Consider the following 16,522-nt stretch of genomic DNA (forward strand, 5'->3'; position numbering starts at 1 on the left):
ATCGCGCAACGGTACGATGGGATCCACCAGCCGTATCTCGCCAATCATACGAGTGCACAGCGCCGCATACGCGCTATCGGAGTGTCTTCTGGTACGCGTGCCATTCGTTGGGTCCATCAAAAATCTCGGCCCGGATACTGTCGTCGAACCAACCCACAAGGGTCGGAATCACGTACAGCGTCCAATTCTGGTTATCCCGGCCCCAGTTCCCCCAGACGATCAACGTGTCGCCGTTCTCGTCGACCTCATATCGCTCAGGACCGATGTATGCCAGCACGTTGTCCTGAGTTCGGATGGCTACCCGGAGCTCGTCGCCGCTCGAAGCGATGCGCGGACCGAAGTTACTCTGAAACTCACCAAGAGGCGTCCAGCCGTCAGCCGGGAACCATTGCCACGGACCGGTCTGGTGCTGAACCAAGGAATAAATCCTGTTATCGGTTCCCCGGATGGCGATCACGGCCTCAGCCTCGGCCTGGGGACCGTACTCCTGCGGCGGGAGCGGCGCTATGGATGGAGCGCTGTCGGTCACGACTCCCGGAGGATCTTGGCCGTCGTAAGCGAAGATTCCCTGACCGTCAAAGCTGAAGGTCGAGACACCGTGGTTGACGCTGTCCACATACGCGACATGTAGGGTGCCGTCGCGCGTGGTCATCACGGACGGGCTGGTAAAGGTCCTGACCTGATCCGGGAATTGAGTCCTCGCAGACCCCCATTGCCCGGTGACCAGGTTGTATTCCGCCCAATATATCTTACTGTCCGTGCCGGTGAAGACGATCGTTGGCGCACCCCTGAGCAAGGCGATAGCCGGTGCGAAGTTGGACCTGGCGCCCGGGATCGCAACAGGGGATCCGTTGTTCAGCGATGCCCAAATCTGCGTATCGGTACTCGACTTGTACGCGAGCATCCACTGGCTTCCACCGAAGTTCACCATAGCCGGTGAGTCGTGGGACGTGACGGTGGACGGCGTGCCCACCGGTTCCCAAGTGCCTTCGGTGCCCGCGAATGCGGGGGTGGCTCCAATCGACGCCATCACGGCGGCGGTTGTAATTGTTACGGCGATTCTTCGCCAACTCTTACCGGCGAGAGCCATTACGGCACCTTTCAAACGACGCTTATTTTTGGTCGCGGTACGTCACGACTACATTAGGCATCTCTGAAGAAACCATGCACTTAGGAATCAGGCGAGCCACGGAATGAACCACGTCGCCGCGCGCCGCGAGAGCTGCTCAGTCTGGCGCTGGCGCTCACGTAGCTCTGCACTGTGGCGGATGATGCGATCACACTTTCGGCGGGCGAATCGAACCATCCGAGCCGATAACCGCGCCGGTGGCGCCGAAGTCGTCGGACGTCAACTGGGCCACCAGCTTGCGGCCCATCTCGTCCTGGGTGTCCCGTGTCGGCAGCCCGACCGAGTTCATGTACGTCGACAGGAACTTCCCGGAGACGTACCTACCGTCCCGGGTGAGGGTGACGTGCAGGATGCCGCCGTACTTCAGCACCCCGTTGCGGGAGAGAGTTCTGCCGCCGCCGGCGAAGTTGCCGAGGCTGTACGCGATGAGCTTGTGCTTGTAGAACTCCATCGCACGCAGCACGTGCGGGCTGTGTCCGCAGATCAGGTCGGCGCCGGCGTCGATCATCGCGTGGCTGAACTTGATCGGGTCGCCGCGGTTCTCGCCGTAGAAGATCTCGTCGCCCGGTTTCACGTGCTGATACGCGGCACCCTCCGCACCCATGTGAACCTGGACGATGACCAGGTCCGCCTCGCTCTTGGCCCGGCGCACGAGCGCGGTGGCGTGCGGCAGGTCGTTCACGTTGTTCAGGCCGTCGTACGGCGCGAACCCGATCACCGCGATCTTGATGCCTTTGACCTCGGTCACGGTTATCTCGTTCAGCTTGCCGGTGGCCAGGACCCCGGCCGCCGCCAGCGCCGTACGGGTGTTGCGGGCACCCGCAGAACCGAAGTCCTCGGCGTGGTTGTTGGCCGTATTCACCAGATCGAACCCGGCCTCCTTCAGGTGCCGCGCGTAGGACGGCGGCGATCGGTAGGCGAAACAGTTCGCGGCCGGCGGCGAACCGCATTTGGACACCCCGGTGTCGTTGGTGAGCGGCTGTTCGAGGTTGCCCATGACCAGGTCGGCAGCGAGAGCGGGCCGGACCGAGTCGAAGAACCCGTCGCCCTCATGCGGCGGCAGCTCCGACGGGGTGTTGCTCATCATGATGTCGCCGGTGGCCGAGAGAGTGACCGTGTCGCCGAGCTTCGCCGCCGTAGAAGCGGATGCGAACGCCGGGGGCATCGAGATCTGTAACGACGTGACGGTGTGCTTGAGGCCGTGGATCCCGTAGGCGAGGCTGCAGGCGCCGAGAAATACCGATGCGGCCACCAGCGTCGTGGTCACGAACCGCTTCATACCCGCCAGACGCAGCCGCAGAGGCGTGCTTCAGGTGCCAGGCGATGGTCACACTACTGAACGTGCGATCTGCGACACGGGTCTGGCCCTACCGAAGGCGGGCCTCTGGTGATGAACGGTGCAGGTCACCGGATGGAGCCTGCCGACGCCACGACCGAGCTTTCGTTGTCGTGGGTGTGCAGCGCCTGCTGCAGCACCGCGCCGGCCCACTCGCTGAGGCTCAGGCCGTAGTACTCGGCCACGCGAGCGCAGCCGTCCAATTCCTCGGGCGGCAACTCGATCTGGATCGCCGTCCGGCCGGTGGTCTTCGGTTCCGCCTCACGGTGTCGCTCGGCCAGGCTGGCGCGGATTTCCCGGCGAAGCTGGTTACGAGACCAGCCGTGTTCCTCGGCCCGGCGTAGCCAATAGTCCTGTTCGGGCTGCTCGAGCCGGGCAACCTCACTGTAGTGCGCGAAGCTCAGACGGTACTGGCGGCGGCTGTGCTCGAAGCGCCGCGCCACCCAGGCGTAGTTACGCAGCGTCTGATACACCAGTCCGGTACGCTCGACCGCCTCCTTGTAGCGGCCGGTATACGCGGTTTCGCCGAAGACCAACCAGTCGCCGAGCCACCATGACGACGAATCCGATACGCCGCGAAGCCGCTGGCCGATCCGCTCCCAGGCCGCGAGTGTCACCGGTTCGGAGAAGACGATTCCGGTACGGTGGATCGACACCGCCGGGTCGAAGGATCGCATCGATACGAAGCTCTCGAGCGAAGCCGGTGGTCGCGTCACGATGAACTCCTCCGCCGACGAAGGTGATCTCCTTCGTGTGGAGATCGGTGAGGCTCCGAGGTTCGCTCGGGGACCTTGTCCGATGATCATCGTACTGATTATCAGCCCGGTCGTACACGGGTCGATTCCAAAGTGGCACGAACCCCTCGCGTTCCGTATCGGTCAGCGGGCGAGTTTGCGGGTCACGATCGGCAGGACGCCCACCGCCAGCACGTTCGCGACGGCGACGACCAGATACAGCGGGTCCGGATGGTGAGCGTGCCGCGCGAGCCATCCACCGCCGCCGAGCGTGACGAGCACGTACGTTCCGTTGAGCGTCACCGCCAACGCACCCGCGCCGAGCTGCTCCATGATGGTGAGTGCCACCAGTGCCAAGCCCATGCACAAGTACGTGGGGCCGACCACGGCCAAATAGTGCCGGGCTTCCGAAGCTGCGGCCGCATTCCCGGTCACCGCCCGCATCGTCGGGCCGTGCGCGGTGGCGAACACGACCAGGGTGGTGGTCACCAGGTAGAAGATGGCCGATATCCGCAGCCCGGCATCTAACACGCCCGGCAGCCGATCGCCCCGGCCGGCACCACGGTGCTCGTTCATCAGGATCGCCGTCGCGGACCCCAGGGCGATCGCCGGGACGACCACCACGCTCTGCACGGTGGCCGCGGTGGCGAAGCCGGTGACGACATCCGGCCCGAAGGCGGAGACGACCCAGGTCAGACCAAGGTTGCTGACGAAGAGTATGAGGAGGGATCCGGCGACGGGAGCGCCGATCGAGAGCAGCGACCCGACGACGGCGGGCCGCCACGCCAAGGAGGTACCCGGTGGCCAGGCGCCGAAGCGGCGAAGCAGGACCACACCGGCCACCGTGCCGGCGACGTTGGCCGCAGCGATCGCCGCCGGAACCACCAGAATCCCGGCGTGTACCGCCACCCCGATCGCGGTGAGTCCGATCTGTATGGTCGCGACGCCGGCGATCACCGCCCCGGCGGCCCAGGGCCGCCCGCCACCGCGTAGTGCCGACACGCACACCGTCGGTCCAAGCACGCATACGTAGGCAAGCCCGGTCCACCGCACGAATTCGACGAAGTCGTCGCGCGCGGACGGCTGCGCCGACAGCAGATGAGCCAGGGTGGGGGCGAGCACGGCGAGCACGCCGGCGAGGACCAGCGCGGCGGGCAGGCCGACGCGCACGATGCTCGTGACCCGGCCGGCGACCTGGTCGAGCCGTCCCTGACCCCGGGCGACGGCGGCCGCCACCTGTGTGGTCACGCCGAGGCCGGTGTGCAACGCCAGGAACAGAAAGGCCAGCGGGGTGAACAGCGAGCGCACATAGAGGGCCTCAGCGCCCATCCGTCCCATCAGGATCAGCGTCGCCATCGGCAGGAACACGTCGACCAGTTCGGCGGGGACCATCGGCCACACCAGCCGCAACAGGCTGCGGTGCTCCGGCGCGATCCGTCCCGCGACCTGCGAACCTGCCATTGATGACTCCTTGACTGGCGTTCAGACGCTGAATGTGGCGGGTGCCTTCCATGAACTCCACGCCTCGGGCATCGCGGGCCAGCTTGTCCAGGTAGGGATGGTCGAGGCGGGCACCCGGACCCAGCAACGCGAGGGCGCCGAGGGTCGCTTCCTCGGCCAGGCGCACCGCGCGTGCCTTGGCGGCCGAGGCGAGGTAGCCGTCGCGGGGATTACGGTCCACGGCGACGGCCGCCGCCCAGATCAGCTGCCGGACCGAGGCGACCTCGGACTCCAGCCGTTCGATGCGGTCGAGGTCCGTGCCGTGCGCACCGGGGCGCTCGGCGCGGATGTACTCGACGGCCGCGCGGGCGATGCCGAGAGCGATCGCGGCGACCCCGGGGCGCAACTGGTTGAAGGTCTGCACCGCCGACCACAGGCCCCGCGCTGACGGCGGCAGGTGACGTCCGAGAACGTGCTGCGGTGCGACGGCCACGTCGGTCAGGTCGATAGCACAGATCTCCAGGCCGCGCAGTCCGATCATCGGTAGCGGGACGGCCTGGAAACCCGGGTCGGCCGCGTCCACGAGCACCGCGATCACGCCGAGCGGGCCCGGACGCGTACGGGCGAAAACCGTGCCCAGACGCGCGCGCCGAGCGCTGCCGACGAAGCGCTTCACACCGTTCAGCCGATGATTTCCGGTCTCGTCCACGGTAGACAGATCGGTGGACAGACCTCCGGCATCGGAGCCGCCGGACGGTTCGGTCAGCGCGAAAAACGTCCACAGCCGCTCCTGCCGGACACGGCTGAAGAAATACTCGCGCTGGGCCGGGTCACCGAGACGGGCGATCAGGACGCCGGACAGCGACGGGCCAGGGGCTGCGAGGGTGACGCCGGCGTCACCTCGGCAGAGTTCCTCGAAGACGACGACCCGTTCGAGTGCGGCAACCCCGTCGAAGCGGTGGCCGTCCACCACGAGCGGATCCTCCGGGACCAGAACTCGCTGGAGGTATCGCACGGCCATGCTGTCCAGCGCACGCGGCACCGCCGGGTCCGCGTCCAGGTCCATGGCGTACGGGCGCAGTTCCCGCCCCCATTCGTGAGCGTGCCGGCGCAGGGTGGCCAGGCGGTCGTCGAGCTTGATCATCGCGGTCCCCCGCCGTAGACGTCGGCCAGTAGTTCGGACAGGTAAGCGGCCTGGCCCGGTCCGTCGCCGAGGAAACCGCTGCCGCCGAGCAACCGCAGCAGCGAACGATCGGTGCGGGTCAGCACGGTGTGCAGGTCCGGGGTTGCGTACGGGTCGTCCAGGTACGCTTCGACCACGGCGTGGTCGGTGGCCGCATCGGCCAGGTCGGCGCGCACGAGCTGCTGGTTCACCAGCAGCTCGTCGCCGGACCGCCGCGTCGACAAGTAGGTGACGGCCTGGTCGAGGAGCCACTGGGACTGTCCCAGACGCAGCCAGAGCAGGCCGCGCCGCCACGCGAGCGGCGCCGGCGGCGCATCGGACGGGCCGCGCAGCGCCACCCAGACGGTGGATTCCACCACGATGCGGCGAAGCTCGATCGCATCCGGGTCGCAGCGCCGCAACACCGCCTCGGTCACGAGAGCGTGACCCCGATCGCCGTACGGGATCTCGGTTGTCCGATGCAGGCGGCCGAACGCGGTGGCCAGGTCTCCTCGTCGCGCCGTCGCCCGGCAGGACGGTCCGTCGAGGTCACTCATCCGGTCGCGCCCGCAGGTCGATCTCCGCGAGGCTCAGGCTACGCAGAGTCGCGTCGTAGTCGGCCAGCAGCACACGTTCGTGTCCTCCGGTCATCAGGCCGGGCAGCTGCGCCCACGCCGACGTGCACAGCAGGCCCGGGGCGGTCGCGATCAGTGGTACGCCCAGCCGGTCGTAGTCGCCGGCCGGCATGCCCTGGCCGAGCACCGCCGGCGTATCCGGCGCGAACGATGTCAGCACCGGCACCACCTCGCCCGGGGTGACGCCCGCGTGGTGTTCCCACCGGACGCCGCTGCCGCCGGTCTCGAACAGCAGGGCCACCACGGCGTCGACGGCCGGTACGTCGGTGGCGTCCGGCACTTCCCAGGGCACGACGCTCTGGTCAAGTACCAGCACCAGCACGCGGCCCCGCGCCGGGAATGTGCCGGCCAGCAGCAGCGCGGCGAACGCTGAGGTGCGGCCCTGTTCGGTCACCGAGAAGGTGGTGCGCACCCCTGGCAGCCGCTCGGTGAACACGCAGCCCGCCGACGCGCGAGGCTCGCCTTCCGGCGTCGCGTGGGCCAGGACCACCAGGTCGATCGGGCCCGGTGCGAGCTTGGCCAGCAGGGGCGCGGCCAGGACGTCGAACGCCACCGGGCGCGCCAGCGTGAGGGTGTCGTCGCGCAGCGAGCGGCCGTAGCCGGCGGCGGCGTCGTGCCAGTACCGGCGCAGGTCGTGGTCGGGAGGCCCGGCGGTGGTCGCGAACGTCTGGTGATGCGCGCCGGTCAAACGGAGCGGCAACGACACCGTCGGGGTGTCTCTTCGAGTTTCCGCCATGGCCGGCGGAGCGGCGACGTACATCGTCCTGCCTCTCGGATCAGTGTTGCAGCACCATGGCGGAGAAAGTGGCGCCGAGGCCGACCGCCGCCATGAGGTAGTGGTCACCGGCTCGGAGACGGCCGAGTTCGATTGCGGTGGCGTAGTTGATGAACGGATCGGCGCCGAAGCAGTGCCCGGTGAGCGGGACGTTGTCGAGAAGAACCCGGTCGACCGGGAGACCGATCCGCCGGGCCAGCCGGATCCAGGAGAGCCGGTTGACGTTGTGCGGCAGGACCAGGCTCAGCTCCGACGGCGAAACCCCGGCGTGGCTGGTGGCGGCCTGGATGACCTCGGCGAGCGCGTCGAGATACCGCAGCTCGAACTCCTCGGCTGCCGGCCCGGTCAGCAGCAGGCCGTCGGAGAACCGGCCGTGCGATCTGGTCGCATAGGACACCACCCGGTCGCGGGTGCCGCCGTGCCGGATCAGAACCGCCGCCGAACCCTCACCCATCACCGTGGTACCGGGGATCTGCCGGGCGATCGGGGTGAATGCCTTCTCCCCCACGAACAACAGAGCCAGGCCGTCGGGGTCGCCGCCGGCGGCGAGCAGCCGGCCTGCCAGGTCGACGGCCAGCAGCCCGGAGGCGCAGGCGTGCTGCATCACGGTGAAGGCGGCGGCGTGCCGCAGGCCGAGCGCGTCACGGACGTCGTGCACCGGATTCACCGGATATGGCGGGCATTCCAGTGTGCGTGCCTGGATGACATACCGGACCTGGTGTTCGCGGCCGCGCAGCGCGTCGAGTTTGCCCGCCGCGCCCAGCATCAGATCGGTCAGCGTGCCGCCGGGGTCGAGGCAGACCGTGTCCAGCCCGTAGTAGCGGCGGTAGAGCGCGGCCTGCCGGTCACTGAGCCCCAGTTCGGCGGCCAGTTCCGTGATCGGGACCCGGGCCGGCGGGAGGTACGCGGAGACGGCCTCGATCGCGGTCACGGCTTGGCTTCGGCCACGGCGCCGGACAGGTACGTCAGCAGCGCGTCGATGGTCGGGTAGTCCCACACCGCGGTCGGGTCGAGCCGGACACCGAGATGGTCCTCGATGTCGCCGCAGAGGGCGAGCGCGAGCACCGAGTCAAGCCCGTGGTCGGGCAACGACATGTCGGTCTCGATCGTGGCGGCGTCGCGTTCGAGATAGTAGGCGACGCGCTCGGTCACGTACGTACGCAAGGCGTTCATGGTGGCTTCCCTTGAGTCAGACGGGCAGCGGCCGGTCGGCCAGGTCGAAGGTGCGGTGGCCGGCGAAACGCGCGGCGAGCTCGATGTACAGGGCCGGACGGCAGGTGGCGGCCAGGCCCGGATCAACCGGGAGACGGCCGGCGCGGGCCAGGCGATGCAGCGCGGCGACGGCCCACGTGGGGTCACCGAGGAACGGGTCGTCGCGCTCGTGCCGCCAGACGTTGAGGCACGCGGAGGCGGCAAGGACGGTGGCGTAGCGGGACGCCACAGCGAGCGCCTCGGGCTGGGCGGCGGGACCGAGGTCGCGCGGCTCGAGGGTGGCACAGGACTCGGTCAGCGCGGCCAGTTCGGCCACGAAGGCCGTCGCCAGCCGGTGCAGCCGGGGATCGGCCACGGCCGTGGCCTCGGCCGCCGCGTGCAGGGCGCCGGTGAGCGAGTCACCGCCCTTGGTGCGTACGGCGAGCGCGTCGAACGACAGCGGCGGCAGGTCGGCACCCCGCCGGTAGATCGCGGCCGGCGCGTCGACGGGCGGGTTCGCCCACGCCCGCCGCGCCAGGATCGGCAGTTGCGGGAGCATGGTGACCAGGCACGCCACCCGGGCGGCGTGACCGAAGCCGGCCGGTGCGAGGTCGCGCAGCAGCTTCTGGAAGATCGCGTATTCGCCGTCGCGGACGTAGAAGTGGGCACCCAGCACCCGGGAGAGCCGGTTCATCGCGTCGAGCAGACGGCGCGACCCGAGAAACTTGGTGGCCGACGCGGCCACCACCGTCTCCTCCGGCAACGCGTGGATGGCGCGTGCCGTGGACATGGCGAGGGCGTCGACGATGAGCAGGTCGGTGAAGGCGTCGGCAAGCTCGGCCTGGACCGCCGGCAGCGACGCGACCGGCCGGCCGTAGAGCCGGCGGTCGCCCGTGAAACGCATCGTGGCCCGCAATCCCGTGTCCAGGACGCCGGCCGCCATGGCCGGCATCGCGGTGCGGGTGAGCTGAAACGAGCGCAACGCGACCTCGATGCCGCGCCCGGGTTCGCCGAGCACCGCGCCGGCCGGCACCCGGTAGCCGTCGAAGTCCACGCCGGCCAGCATCAGGCCACGCATGCCGACGGTCGGGTAGCGCGGCAGGTCGGTGATGCCGTCGGCGGGCAGGGCCGCCCGGTCCACGAGGATCTGCGAAATGCTGCGGCTGCCCGGCTCGGCGGACGTGCGGGCGAGGACGACCAGGGCGCTCGCCCGGCCGACGTTCGTGATGATCGCCTTGCGCCCGTGCAGCGCCAAGTGGTCCGGGCCGTGCGGGCGGGCGCTGACCTCGATGCGGGAGAAGTCGTTGCCGTGTTCCAGCTCGTGGTACACCGACGACAGCTTGGCGTTGCCGAGCAGCAGTCCGGCGGCGCGACGGCACTGACCGGGTGTGCCGGCCGCCCAGATGTTCACTCCCGCGATGAACGACGCGAATCCGTGGCCGAGACCGAGGGTCGGATCGCGGCGCCACACCGCGCGGCTGAGGGTGAGGAAATCGTCGAGACGATCCAGGCGGCCCCCGTACGCCACCGGAACGAACTCGGCGCCGAAGCCGAACTCGTCCAGCAACTCCTCACCGCGGGTGCTCATCTCGGACCGTTCATCGGCGGCCAGGATCACGTCGTTCGTCAGCGGCGCGTCCGGCTGCCACGGGTCGCCGAGCAACTGTTCCAGCCGGTCCACCCGGGTCGTCACCGTCGCTGTCATGTCACTCGCCCTCCATGTCGGCAGCGGGCAGGATCGAGGGCCGCTCCGCGATCGTCAGCGTGCCGGCCAGTTCGTCGAAGACCTGCTCGGCGCCGGCCGGCAGCGGCGCCCGCAGCCGGTCCAGCGCAAGCGTGAGGACGCCGCGCAGCCAGCGGTCGTCGCACCACCAGGGCTCGGTGGATCGCCGGTCCCGATTCGCCACCGCCACATGCACCGCCGCGGCCGCCGCGAAGGCCCACTCGTAGCGCTCGACCAGTTCGAACGCCTCGGCCGGCACGTCGCGCACGCTCGGGCGCACCCGACCGGCCTCGGTGCGCAACCGTTCGGCGACCGTGACCAGCGCGTCACCCAGCTCCCGTGCGGGGCCGCGCAATTCCGCCACCGCCGAGGGCAGCGTCCGCAACACCGACGTCCCGGTCCGAGACCGCAGCGACAGCTCACCGATCGGCGGCAGCGGCCGGTCCAGCGTGGCCGCGTGCCGCACCGCGGCGGCGAACTCGGCGCCGTCGCCGTATCGGGCCAGCGCCGGGAGGTGGTTCACCACCGCGTTGCGGTTGACCGCCATGTTCCCGTCGAAGATGGCCACGATCCGGTGGTCGCGTTCGAGTTTGGCGAAGGCTCCGTCGGCGTAGACGGTGGTGAGGAAGGCGCGTGCGCCCAGTACCTCGGCGCCCACCGAGATCAGCTCGTCCACGACGGCAGGTACGAACGCCTTCACGAGTGCCGAGGTCACCGCGAGCTCGCCGGTCAGGGTGTGCGCGGACCGGGACGCGAACATGCTCACCGCCTCCGCCAGCAGCAGCCGGGCGCAGCATTCGCCCAGCGTCCGCCGCACGTGGGGCATCTCGATGAGCAGTCGTTGGTACAGGAAGCGCTCCCGGACGTACTCGTGGATCAGCTGCAACGCCTGGTCGGCCGCGCCCAGCGACAGGCCCGTACACATGACCCGGGTCAGCTGCAGGGCCCGCAGGACGGTGTCGAGGCCGGTCCCCGGCTCGCCCACCAGCGCGTCCGGCCCGGCCGGGGCACCGGACAGGCGCAGGCCGCTGATGTCGGCGCCACGGATGCCGTGCGTCGGCGTCTTCGGCAGGCATTCGATGGTGCCGGGCGGCAGCGTCCGCTTGTCGAGCAGGAAGAGGCTGAGCGCGCGGGGACCGCGCTCAGCCGTCTCGCCGGTGCGGGCCAGCACGCACATCAGGCCCCCGCGGGTGGCGTTGTTGATCGGCCACTTCACGCCGGTCAGCCGGTACCCGCCGGGGGCGCGCTCGGCGGCGAAGCCGGTCGCCACGAGATCGCTGCCATGGTCCGGTTCGGTCAGTCCCCAGGCCACCGGCACGCCGGCCAGGACGTCCCCGGCGAGGCGGGCGCGTTGCCCTGCCGAACCGGTCACCCAGACGCAGGCCGCGCCCAGGAACGTCTTCGCGTGGGCCACCGCCACCGTCAGGTCGCGGCGGCTGATCCGCCGGACGACGTGCACGAGCGCGGCATGGTCGTGCAGGCGGCCACCCTGAGCGACGGGCACGTACTGTGCCGGCAGTCCCAGACGGTCGAGGTCCCGGCAGATCGCGGCCGGGAACTCCTCCTCGACGTCGAGCCGGGCGCATTCCGTACGGGAAAAGGTGTTGTCCGGGTCGAGGAACGAGCCGAGCGCGGAAACGATCGCGGCGGCGTCCGGGAAGAGCGCGGTCATCTAGCCACCGCCGGCGCGGGCTGCTGGACGGTCCGCCGCACGCGCGCGGTCAATCGGGCCACCAGCGGCTCGATCTCGCCACGCAGGAACCGCTCCCGGACCAGGCCTCGCTGTACCTTGCCGCTGGTCGTGCGCGGCACCGAACCCGGGCGGGTGAGCAGCAGGTTCACCGCCACGCCGAACTCCCGCGAGAGGCGGCGGACGATCGCGTCGGCCAGCGCGGCCTGTTCGGCGTCGTCCATCCGGCGTATCCGGCATTCGTGCACCACGACCACTTCCTCATGCGGCACCGGAACCGTGAAGGCCGCGCCGGCCAGGTTCGCCAGGCTCGCGTCGACGGTGCGGGCCTCGGCCTCCAAATCCTGTGGGTAGAGGTTGCGGCCGTGCACGATCAGCGTCTCCTTGATCCGGCCGGCCACATGCAGCTCGCCGTCGTACATGGCACCCAGGTCGCCGGTGCGCAGGAACCCGTCCTCGCCCTCGGCGGTGACGGCGCCGAACGTCGCCGCCGTCGCCGCCGGATTCGCCCAGTAGCCCGGGCACACGCTCGGGCCGCGCAACCAGATCTCGCCGATCCGCCGGTCCGGCAGGGTCGTCGCGGTCGCCTGGTCGACGATGCGCACCTCCGGCCCGGTGACCCGGCCACAACCGACGATCCGCACGCTTGACGACGTCGCCGCGCTGATCTCCCGGCGGGCGAACGGTTCGCTGTCCACCGGCGTGATCATGGCCGCCGCGTCGTGCGGGCTCATGGTCACCGCTAGTGTGGCCTCGGCCAGACCGTACGCCGGGCACGCTGCCTCGGCCCGCAGACCGGCCGCGGCGAACCGCCGGGTGAATGCCTCGACGGTGCGAGCTTGCACCGGCTCGGATCCGTTGACGGCGACGCGAAGCCGGGACAGGTCGAGGCCGGCCAGCTGGTCATCGGTGACCCGGCTGGTGAGCAGCTCGTACGCGAAGTTCGGTCCGACGGTGACGTCCAGGTCGTACCGGTCGACCAGCAGGAGCCAGGACACCGGCCGGCGGAGGAAGGCCGTGGACGGCATCAGCACACTCGTCCCGCCGGAGAAGATCGGGGTGATCATGCAGCCGATCAGGCCCATGTCGTGGTGCATCGGAACCCAGCCACCGACGCGCACCGGACCGTCCACACCGAACATACGCAGCAGGATGTGCGCGTGCGCGACCAGATTCCGGTGAGTGACAACGGTCCCGCGCGGGTCGGCGGTGGAGCCGCTCGTGTACTGCAGGAAGGAGATCACCTCGTCGCTGTGTTCGCGCGGCACCCACGGCGTCTCTCCGGCCGGCTCGTCGGTGACCACGATCGGGATATCGGGCACGTCGGTTGCCGAGGTCCACGAACGCACCTCGGGGGCCGCCGACGCCACGGTCAGCACCGCGGCGCTGCCGCTGTTGCGCAGGATGCTCCGCAGGCGTCGATCGCGGCTCTGCTGACCGTCCGGCACCGGCGCGGGGACCGCGATCAGCTCGGCGTACTGGCAGGCGAAGAAGGCGACCACGAAGTCCGGCCCGGACGGGTAGAGCAGTAGCATCCGATCGCCCGCCGGGTGACGCGCTCGCAGCCGTCCGGCCAGCGCCCGCGCCGCCGCGTCGAGCTGCGCATAGGTCAGCGAACGGTTCAGCGACGGCTCCTCGGTGTCCGCCACGAAGACCAGGGCGTCCTGGTCGGGGCGAGCCGCGGCGAGGCGCCGTAACTGCCCGGTCAAGGTGTCAGCCGCATCCATGAGATCCACCGTGGCCGCCGACCGTCCCGGTCACCAGCCACCGTCGCGCGGTCGTTGGGAGCTACCTGACCGGGTACCTCCCATCGAGGTCATTGATCGGTGACGACACCCGCGCCTAGCGTTCGGCTCAGCCGGCTCACGACCGTACGAGCACAGGGGTTTCTATGCGGAATTCTTCGGCGGACCCGTCGCCGGGCTCGCGCATTCTCGGCGTCGGCGCCTACCGGCCCGCCCGGCGGGTGACCAACGCCGAGGTCGCCGGGCCGATCGACTCCTCGGACGAGTGGATCCGCAGGCGCTCGGGCATCGTCAGCCGCCGCTTCGCCGGCGAGGGCGAGACCGTCGTCGCGATGGCCGTGGAGGCGTCGGTGAAGGCGCTGGCCCAGGCAGGTGTGGCGCCCGAGCAGGTGGACGTCGTGGTGCTGGCCACGATGAGCCATCTGAACCCGGTGCCGGCCGCGGCGCCGCAGGTGTCACACCTGATCGGCACCCGCGGTGCGGCCGCGTTCGACCTGGACGCGGCCTGCTCCGGCTTCTGCCACGCGCTCGCCGTGGCCGACGCGTTGATCCGGACGGGCGGTGCCCGGCATGTCGTCGTAGCCGGTTCGGAGCGGATGACCGACCTTCTCGACCCGGCCGATCGCGGCACCGCGTTCATCTTCGGCGACGGTGCCGGCGCTGTGGTTCTCGGGCCGGCCGCCCAGCCCGGAATCGGTCCGGTGGTCTGGGGTTCGGACGGCTCCCAGCATGAGCTCATCACCCTCGACCGTCCCTGGGACGACGTGCGGTCCCGGCCCGCGCCGTGGCCGACGATGCGGATGGCCGGCCCCGAGGTGTTCCGCTGGGCGACCGGCACCGTGCCGGAGTTGTGCCGGCGTGCGCTGACGGTGGCCGGTGTCGATGTGACCGAGCTTGCCGCCTTCGTCCCGCATCAGGCCAACGGCCGCATCGTGGATGCCACCGCGAAGGCGCTCGGCCTGAGCGAGCACACCGTGGTGGCACGCCACGTCGAGGAGCTGGGCAACACCTCGGCCGCGTCGATCCCGCTGGCCCTCGACGACCTCCTGGCACGCGGTCTGGTGCCCAGCGGTGGCTACGCGTTGCTGGCCGGCTTCGGTGCCGGCCTGACCCAGGCCGCGTTGGTCGCCCAGCTTCCCTGACCACTCGTACAGAATGTGAGGAGTGCTGTGACGTCCCTGGCCGCCGTGTCGACCTATCTGCCGTCGCATCGGGAGTCGGTCCACGACTATCTACGCGGGTTCGCGATGAGCGACCGCGAGATCAGAATCTACAAGCAGTACTACGGATTCTCCGAGATCCGTCGCGATCCCGGACGCACGATGGCCGAGCAGCTCATCGCGGCCGGACGTATGCTGCCGGGCCTGGATGAGCAGCGCGAGAACATCCGGTACGTCATCCAGGCGCGCACGATGCAGGTGGCCGCGCCGTACCCGGCCGATCCGCTGCACGAGGCGCGCGCGGCGCTCGGCCTCACCAACGCCATGGCGTTCTCGCTGAGCCAGCAGGCGTGCGCCTCGGCGTTGATGGCGGTGGAGATCGCCGGCCGGCTCCTGGCCGAGGACGACGAGCCGGACGCGCTGGCGCTGGTCTTCGTAGGTGAGAAGACGTTCACCAGTGACGCGGCCGTGCTCGGCGTGACCGCGGTGATGGGCGAGGGCGTGGCGGCCGTCCTGGTGCGGGGCAGCGACGTCCGCGACCGGGTGCTCGGCTTCGCGTCCCGGATCCACGGCCGTTACCACAAGGGTCCGCGGATGACGGACGAAGACCATGAAGAGTGGGCCGGCCTCTACATCGATGCGCTCGCCGAGGTGATCACCACGGCCCTCGACCGGGCCGGCCTCACCGCTCGCGACATCGACCTGATCCTGCCCCACCACGTCAACCGGCTCTCCTGGTACAAGCTGCTGAAGGCGATGGGCATCGACGACAAGAAGCGGCTCTACACCGAGAACCTGCCGACGGTGGGGCACTGCTTCGGCGCCGACCCGTTCCTCAACTACCAGACAGCCCTGGCGAGCGGGGTTCTCCAGCCCGGCGATCGGTATGTGATGACCGCCGTGGGTCTGGGCGCCACCTTCTCCGCCATGGTCTTCGAGCATTAGCCACAGAAAGGCGAACCGATGTACGTCGGACCGTCGGCGACCGGCGTGGCCACCGGCCTGCGCCTGTCCCTCGTCCACCATTCCACGTTCACCGGAAAGCTCCCGTACGACGAATACAACGCACCGTATTACAGCGATCTGTGGCGTCTTTTCGGGTTGCCCTGGAAGGATGAATTTCTCGCCGGTGGCCGGTGGTGCTTCGACGACATGATCGACGTGCTGACCGGTCGTTTCGGGTCGCTCTTCGACGATCTGGACATGGCGGTTCTCGCGCACGCGGTCCCGGACGCCGAGCCGCGATACGCGATGCCGCGCATGGCCGAGACGTCCGGTGGGATCGACACCGTCTTCGGCGTCTCTGATCAAGGCGCCACCGCCGGGTTCACCGCGCTGCGGCTCGCCGGCACCACCATGCCGCGCGGCCGCCACGGGCGGGTGCTGGTCGTCGTGATGGATCAGGCCGCCGCGATACCCGGCCTCGACGTCCCGGCCGCCGTCCGGGCCGAGCACGACTCGGCGGTTCTGATGCTGCTGGACACCGCCGGAACACTCGGCACGCCCCGCGTCCGGCAGCGCGCCGCACCCACCCCGGACCAGATCGTCGCTCACCTGAGGGCCGAGGCCGAGGCCGCGGCCGCCGGAGCCATCGTATGCGGGGCCGAGCTGCAGCCGTTCTGGGAGGCGACCGGCCTTTCCGCGGACGTCATCGAACCGGTGGCCGGGATGCCCGGCACCGGGCACTGGGCGGCGCTGGCCGGCGTCGTGGAGTCCACGTCCGGCCCCGTGGTCGTGGCCGACTACCGAGCCGGTTCCGGCTACCTGAGTACCTGCGCGTTCCATGCCTAATTCAATTCATC

At 69.7% G+C, this 16,522-nt stretch carries 15 protein-coding genes; 3 read left to right on the forward strand and 12 right to left on the reverse strand.

What is annotated here, in order from left to right; genetic code table 11:
- Nucleotides 1-73: 73 nt before the first annotated feature.
- From HH310_RS19395 to HH310_RS19445, 12 genes are all read right to left on the reverse strand, one after another.
- Nucleotides 74-1,090: a hypothetical protein gene (locus tag HH310_RS19395; RefSeq protein ID WP_169176999.1), complete on the reverse strand. Its 1,017-nt coding sequence runs from the start codon at nt 1,088-1,090 to the stop codon at nt 74-76.
- Between the two features lie 187 nt (nt 1,091-1,277).
- Complete coding sequence (locus tag HH310_RS19400) at nt 1,278-2,396, reverse strand: CapA family protein (protein ID WP_312034212.1); 1,119 nt, start codon at nt 2,394-2,396, stop codon at nt 1,278-1,280.
- A 137-nt stretch (nt 2,397-2,533) separates the two neighbouring features.
- Nucleotides 2,534-3,181 carry an LmbU family transcriptional regulator gene (locus HH310_RS19405; protein WP_211192365.1) on the reverse strand — a complete coding sequence of 216 codons (648 nt, stop codon included), beginning with the start codon at nt 3,179-3,181 and terminating at the stop codon, nt 2,534-2,536.
- A gap of 162 nt (nt 3,182-3,343) precedes the next feature.
- Nucleotides 3,344-4,591 (reverse strand): MATE family efflux transporter, encoded by a 1,248-nt coding sequence (locus tag HH310_RS19410; RefSeq protein WP_312034221.1) that lies wholly within the window; start codon nt 4,589-4,591, stop codon nt 3,344-3,346.
- Nucleotides 4,518-5,783 (reverse strand): acyl-CoA dehydrogenase family protein, encoded by a 1,266-nt coding sequence (locus HH310_RS43880; protein ID WP_248294166.1) that lies wholly within the window; start codon nt 5,781-5,783, stop codon nt 4,518-4,520. Before HH310_RS43880 ends, HH310_RS19410 begins: the two co-directional genes overlap by 74 nt.
- Entirely contained in the window at nt 5,780-6,358 is a 579-nt protein-coding gene (locus HH310_RS19415) for an acyl-CoA dehydrogenase family protein (RefSeq protein ID WP_169177002.1), read from the reverse strand. Before HH310_RS19415 ends, HH310_RS43880 begins: the two co-directional genes overlap by 4 nt.
- Nucleotides 6,351-7,142 (reverse strand): hypothetical protein, encoded by a 792-nt coding sequence (locus tag HH310_RS19420; RefSeq protein ID WP_169177003.1) that lies wholly within the window; start codon nt 7,140-7,142, stop codon nt 6,351-6,353. Before HH310_RS19420 ends, HH310_RS19415 begins: the two co-directional genes overlap by 8 nt.
- A 70-nt stretch (nt 7,143-7,212) precedes the next feature.
- Nucleotides 7,213-8,142: a ketoacyl-ACP synthase III family protein gene (locus HH310_RS19425; protein WP_169177004.1), complete on the reverse strand. Its 930-nt coding sequence runs from the start codon at nt 8,140-8,142 to the stop codon at nt 7,213-7,215.
- The gene (locus tag HH310_RS43885) at nt 8,139-8,384 is read right to left on the reverse strand and encodes an acyl carrier protein (protein WP_169177005.1); all 246 of its coding nucleotides are present in this window, start codon (nt 8,382-8,384) and stop codon (nt 8,139-8,141) included. Before HH310_RS43885 ends, HH310_RS19425 begins: the two co-directional genes overlap by 4 nt.
- A gap of 16 nt (nt 8,385-8,400) precedes the next feature.
- Nucleotides 8,401-10,107 (reverse strand): acyl-CoA dehydrogenase, encoded by a 1,707-nt coding sequence (locus tag HH310_RS19435; RefSeq protein WP_169177006.1) that lies wholly within the window; start codon nt 10,105-10,107, stop codon nt 8,401-8,403.
- A 1-nt stretch (nt 10,108) separates the two neighbouring features.
- The gene (locus tag HH310_RS19440; RefSeq protein WP_169177007.1) at nt 10,109-11,797 is read right to left on the reverse strand and encodes an acyl-CoA dehydrogenase family protein; all 1,689 of its coding nucleotides are present in this window, start codon (nt 11,795-11,797) and stop codon (nt 10,109-10,111) included.
- Nucleotides 11,794-13,542 (reverse strand): fatty acyl-AMP ligase, encoded by a 1,749-nt coding sequence (locus tag HH310_RS19445; RefSeq protein ID WP_169177008.1) that lies wholly within the window; start codon nt 13,540-13,542, stop codon nt 11,794-11,796. Before HH310_RS19445 ends, HH310_RS19440 begins: the two co-directional genes overlap by 4 nt.
- A 164-nt stretch (nt 13,543-13,706) precedes the next feature.
- Between HH310_RS19445 and HH310_RS19450 the strand changes: the two genes are divergently transcribed.
- From HH310_RS19450 to HH310_RS19460, 3 genes are read left to right on the forward strand one after another with little or no spacing between them, the layout of a single operon-like run.
- Nucleotides 13,707-14,702: a beta-ketoacyl-ACP synthase III gene (locus tag HH310_RS19450; protein ID WP_169177009.1), complete on the forward strand. Its 996-nt coding sequence runs from the start codon at nt 13,707-13,709 to the stop codon at nt 14,700-14,702.
- Between the two features lie 27 nt (nt 14,703-14,729).
- On the forward strand, nt 14,730-15,665 hold the full coding sequence (locus HH310_RS19455) for a 3-oxoacyl-[acyl-carrier-protein] synthase III C-terminal domain-containing protein (RefSeq protein WP_169177010.1): 936 nt from the start codon (nt 14,730-14,732) through the stop codon (nt 15,663-15,665).
- An 18-nt stretch (nt 15,666-15,683) separates the two neighbouring features.
- Nucleotides 15,684-16,511, forward strand: coding sequence for a hypothetical protein (locus HH310_RS19460; protein ID WP_169177011.1), 828 nt, complete (start codon nt 15,684-15,686; stop codon nt 16,509-16,511).
- The last annotated feature ends 11 nt before the right edge of the window (nt 16,512-16,522 follow it).

It is taken from the genome of Actinoplanes sp. TBRC 11911, from assembly GCF_012933445.1.
In the GTDB taxonomy this organism is placed as follows: Bacteria; Actinomycetota; Actinomycetes; order Mycobacteriales; family Micromonosporaceae; genus Actinoplanes.

Bases quoted from the DNA above. Each gene is read 5' to 3' on its own strand.
- HH310_RS43885 (WP_169177005.1), bottom strand. From the start codon at position 8,384: ATGAACGCCTTGCGTACGTACGTGACCGAGCGCGTCGCCTACTATCTC.
- HH310_RS19435 (WP_169177006.1), bottom strand. From the start codon at position 10,107: ATGACAGCGACGGTGACGACCCGGGTGGACCGGCTGGAACAGTTGCTC.
- HH310_RS19450 (WP_169177009.1), top strand. From the start codon at position 13,707: ATGCGGAATTCTTCGGCGGACCCGTCGCCGGGCTCGCGCATTCTCGGC.
- HH310_RS19445 (WP_169177008.1), bottom strand. From the start codon at position 13,542: ATGGATGCGGCTGACACCTTGACCGGGCAGTTACGGCGCCTCGCCGCG.
- HH310_RS19410 (WP_312034221.1), bottom strand. From the start codon at position 4,591: ATGGTCCCCGCCGAACTGGTCGACGTGTTCCTGCCGATGGCGACGCTG.
- HH310_RS19395 (WP_169176999.1), bottom strand. From the start codon at position 1,090: ATGGCTCTCGCCGGTAAGAGTTGGCGAAGAATCGCCGTAACAATTACA.
- HH310_RS19415 (WP_169177002.1), bottom strand. From the start codon at position 6,358: ATGAGTGACCTCGACGGACCGTCCTGCCGGGCGACGGCGCGACGAGGA.
- HH310_RS19440 (WP_169177007.1), bottom strand. From the start codon at position 11,797: ATGACCGCGCTCTTCCCGGACGCCGCCGCGATCGTTTCCGCGCTCGGC.
- HH310_RS19460 (WP_169177011.1), top strand. From the start codon at position 15,684: ATGTACGTCGGACCGTCGGCGACCGGCGTGGCCACCGGCCTGCGCCTG.
- HH310_RS43880 (WP_248294166.1), bottom strand. From the start codon at position 5,783: ATGATCAAGCTCGACGACCGCCTGGCCACCCTGCGCCGGCACGCTCAC.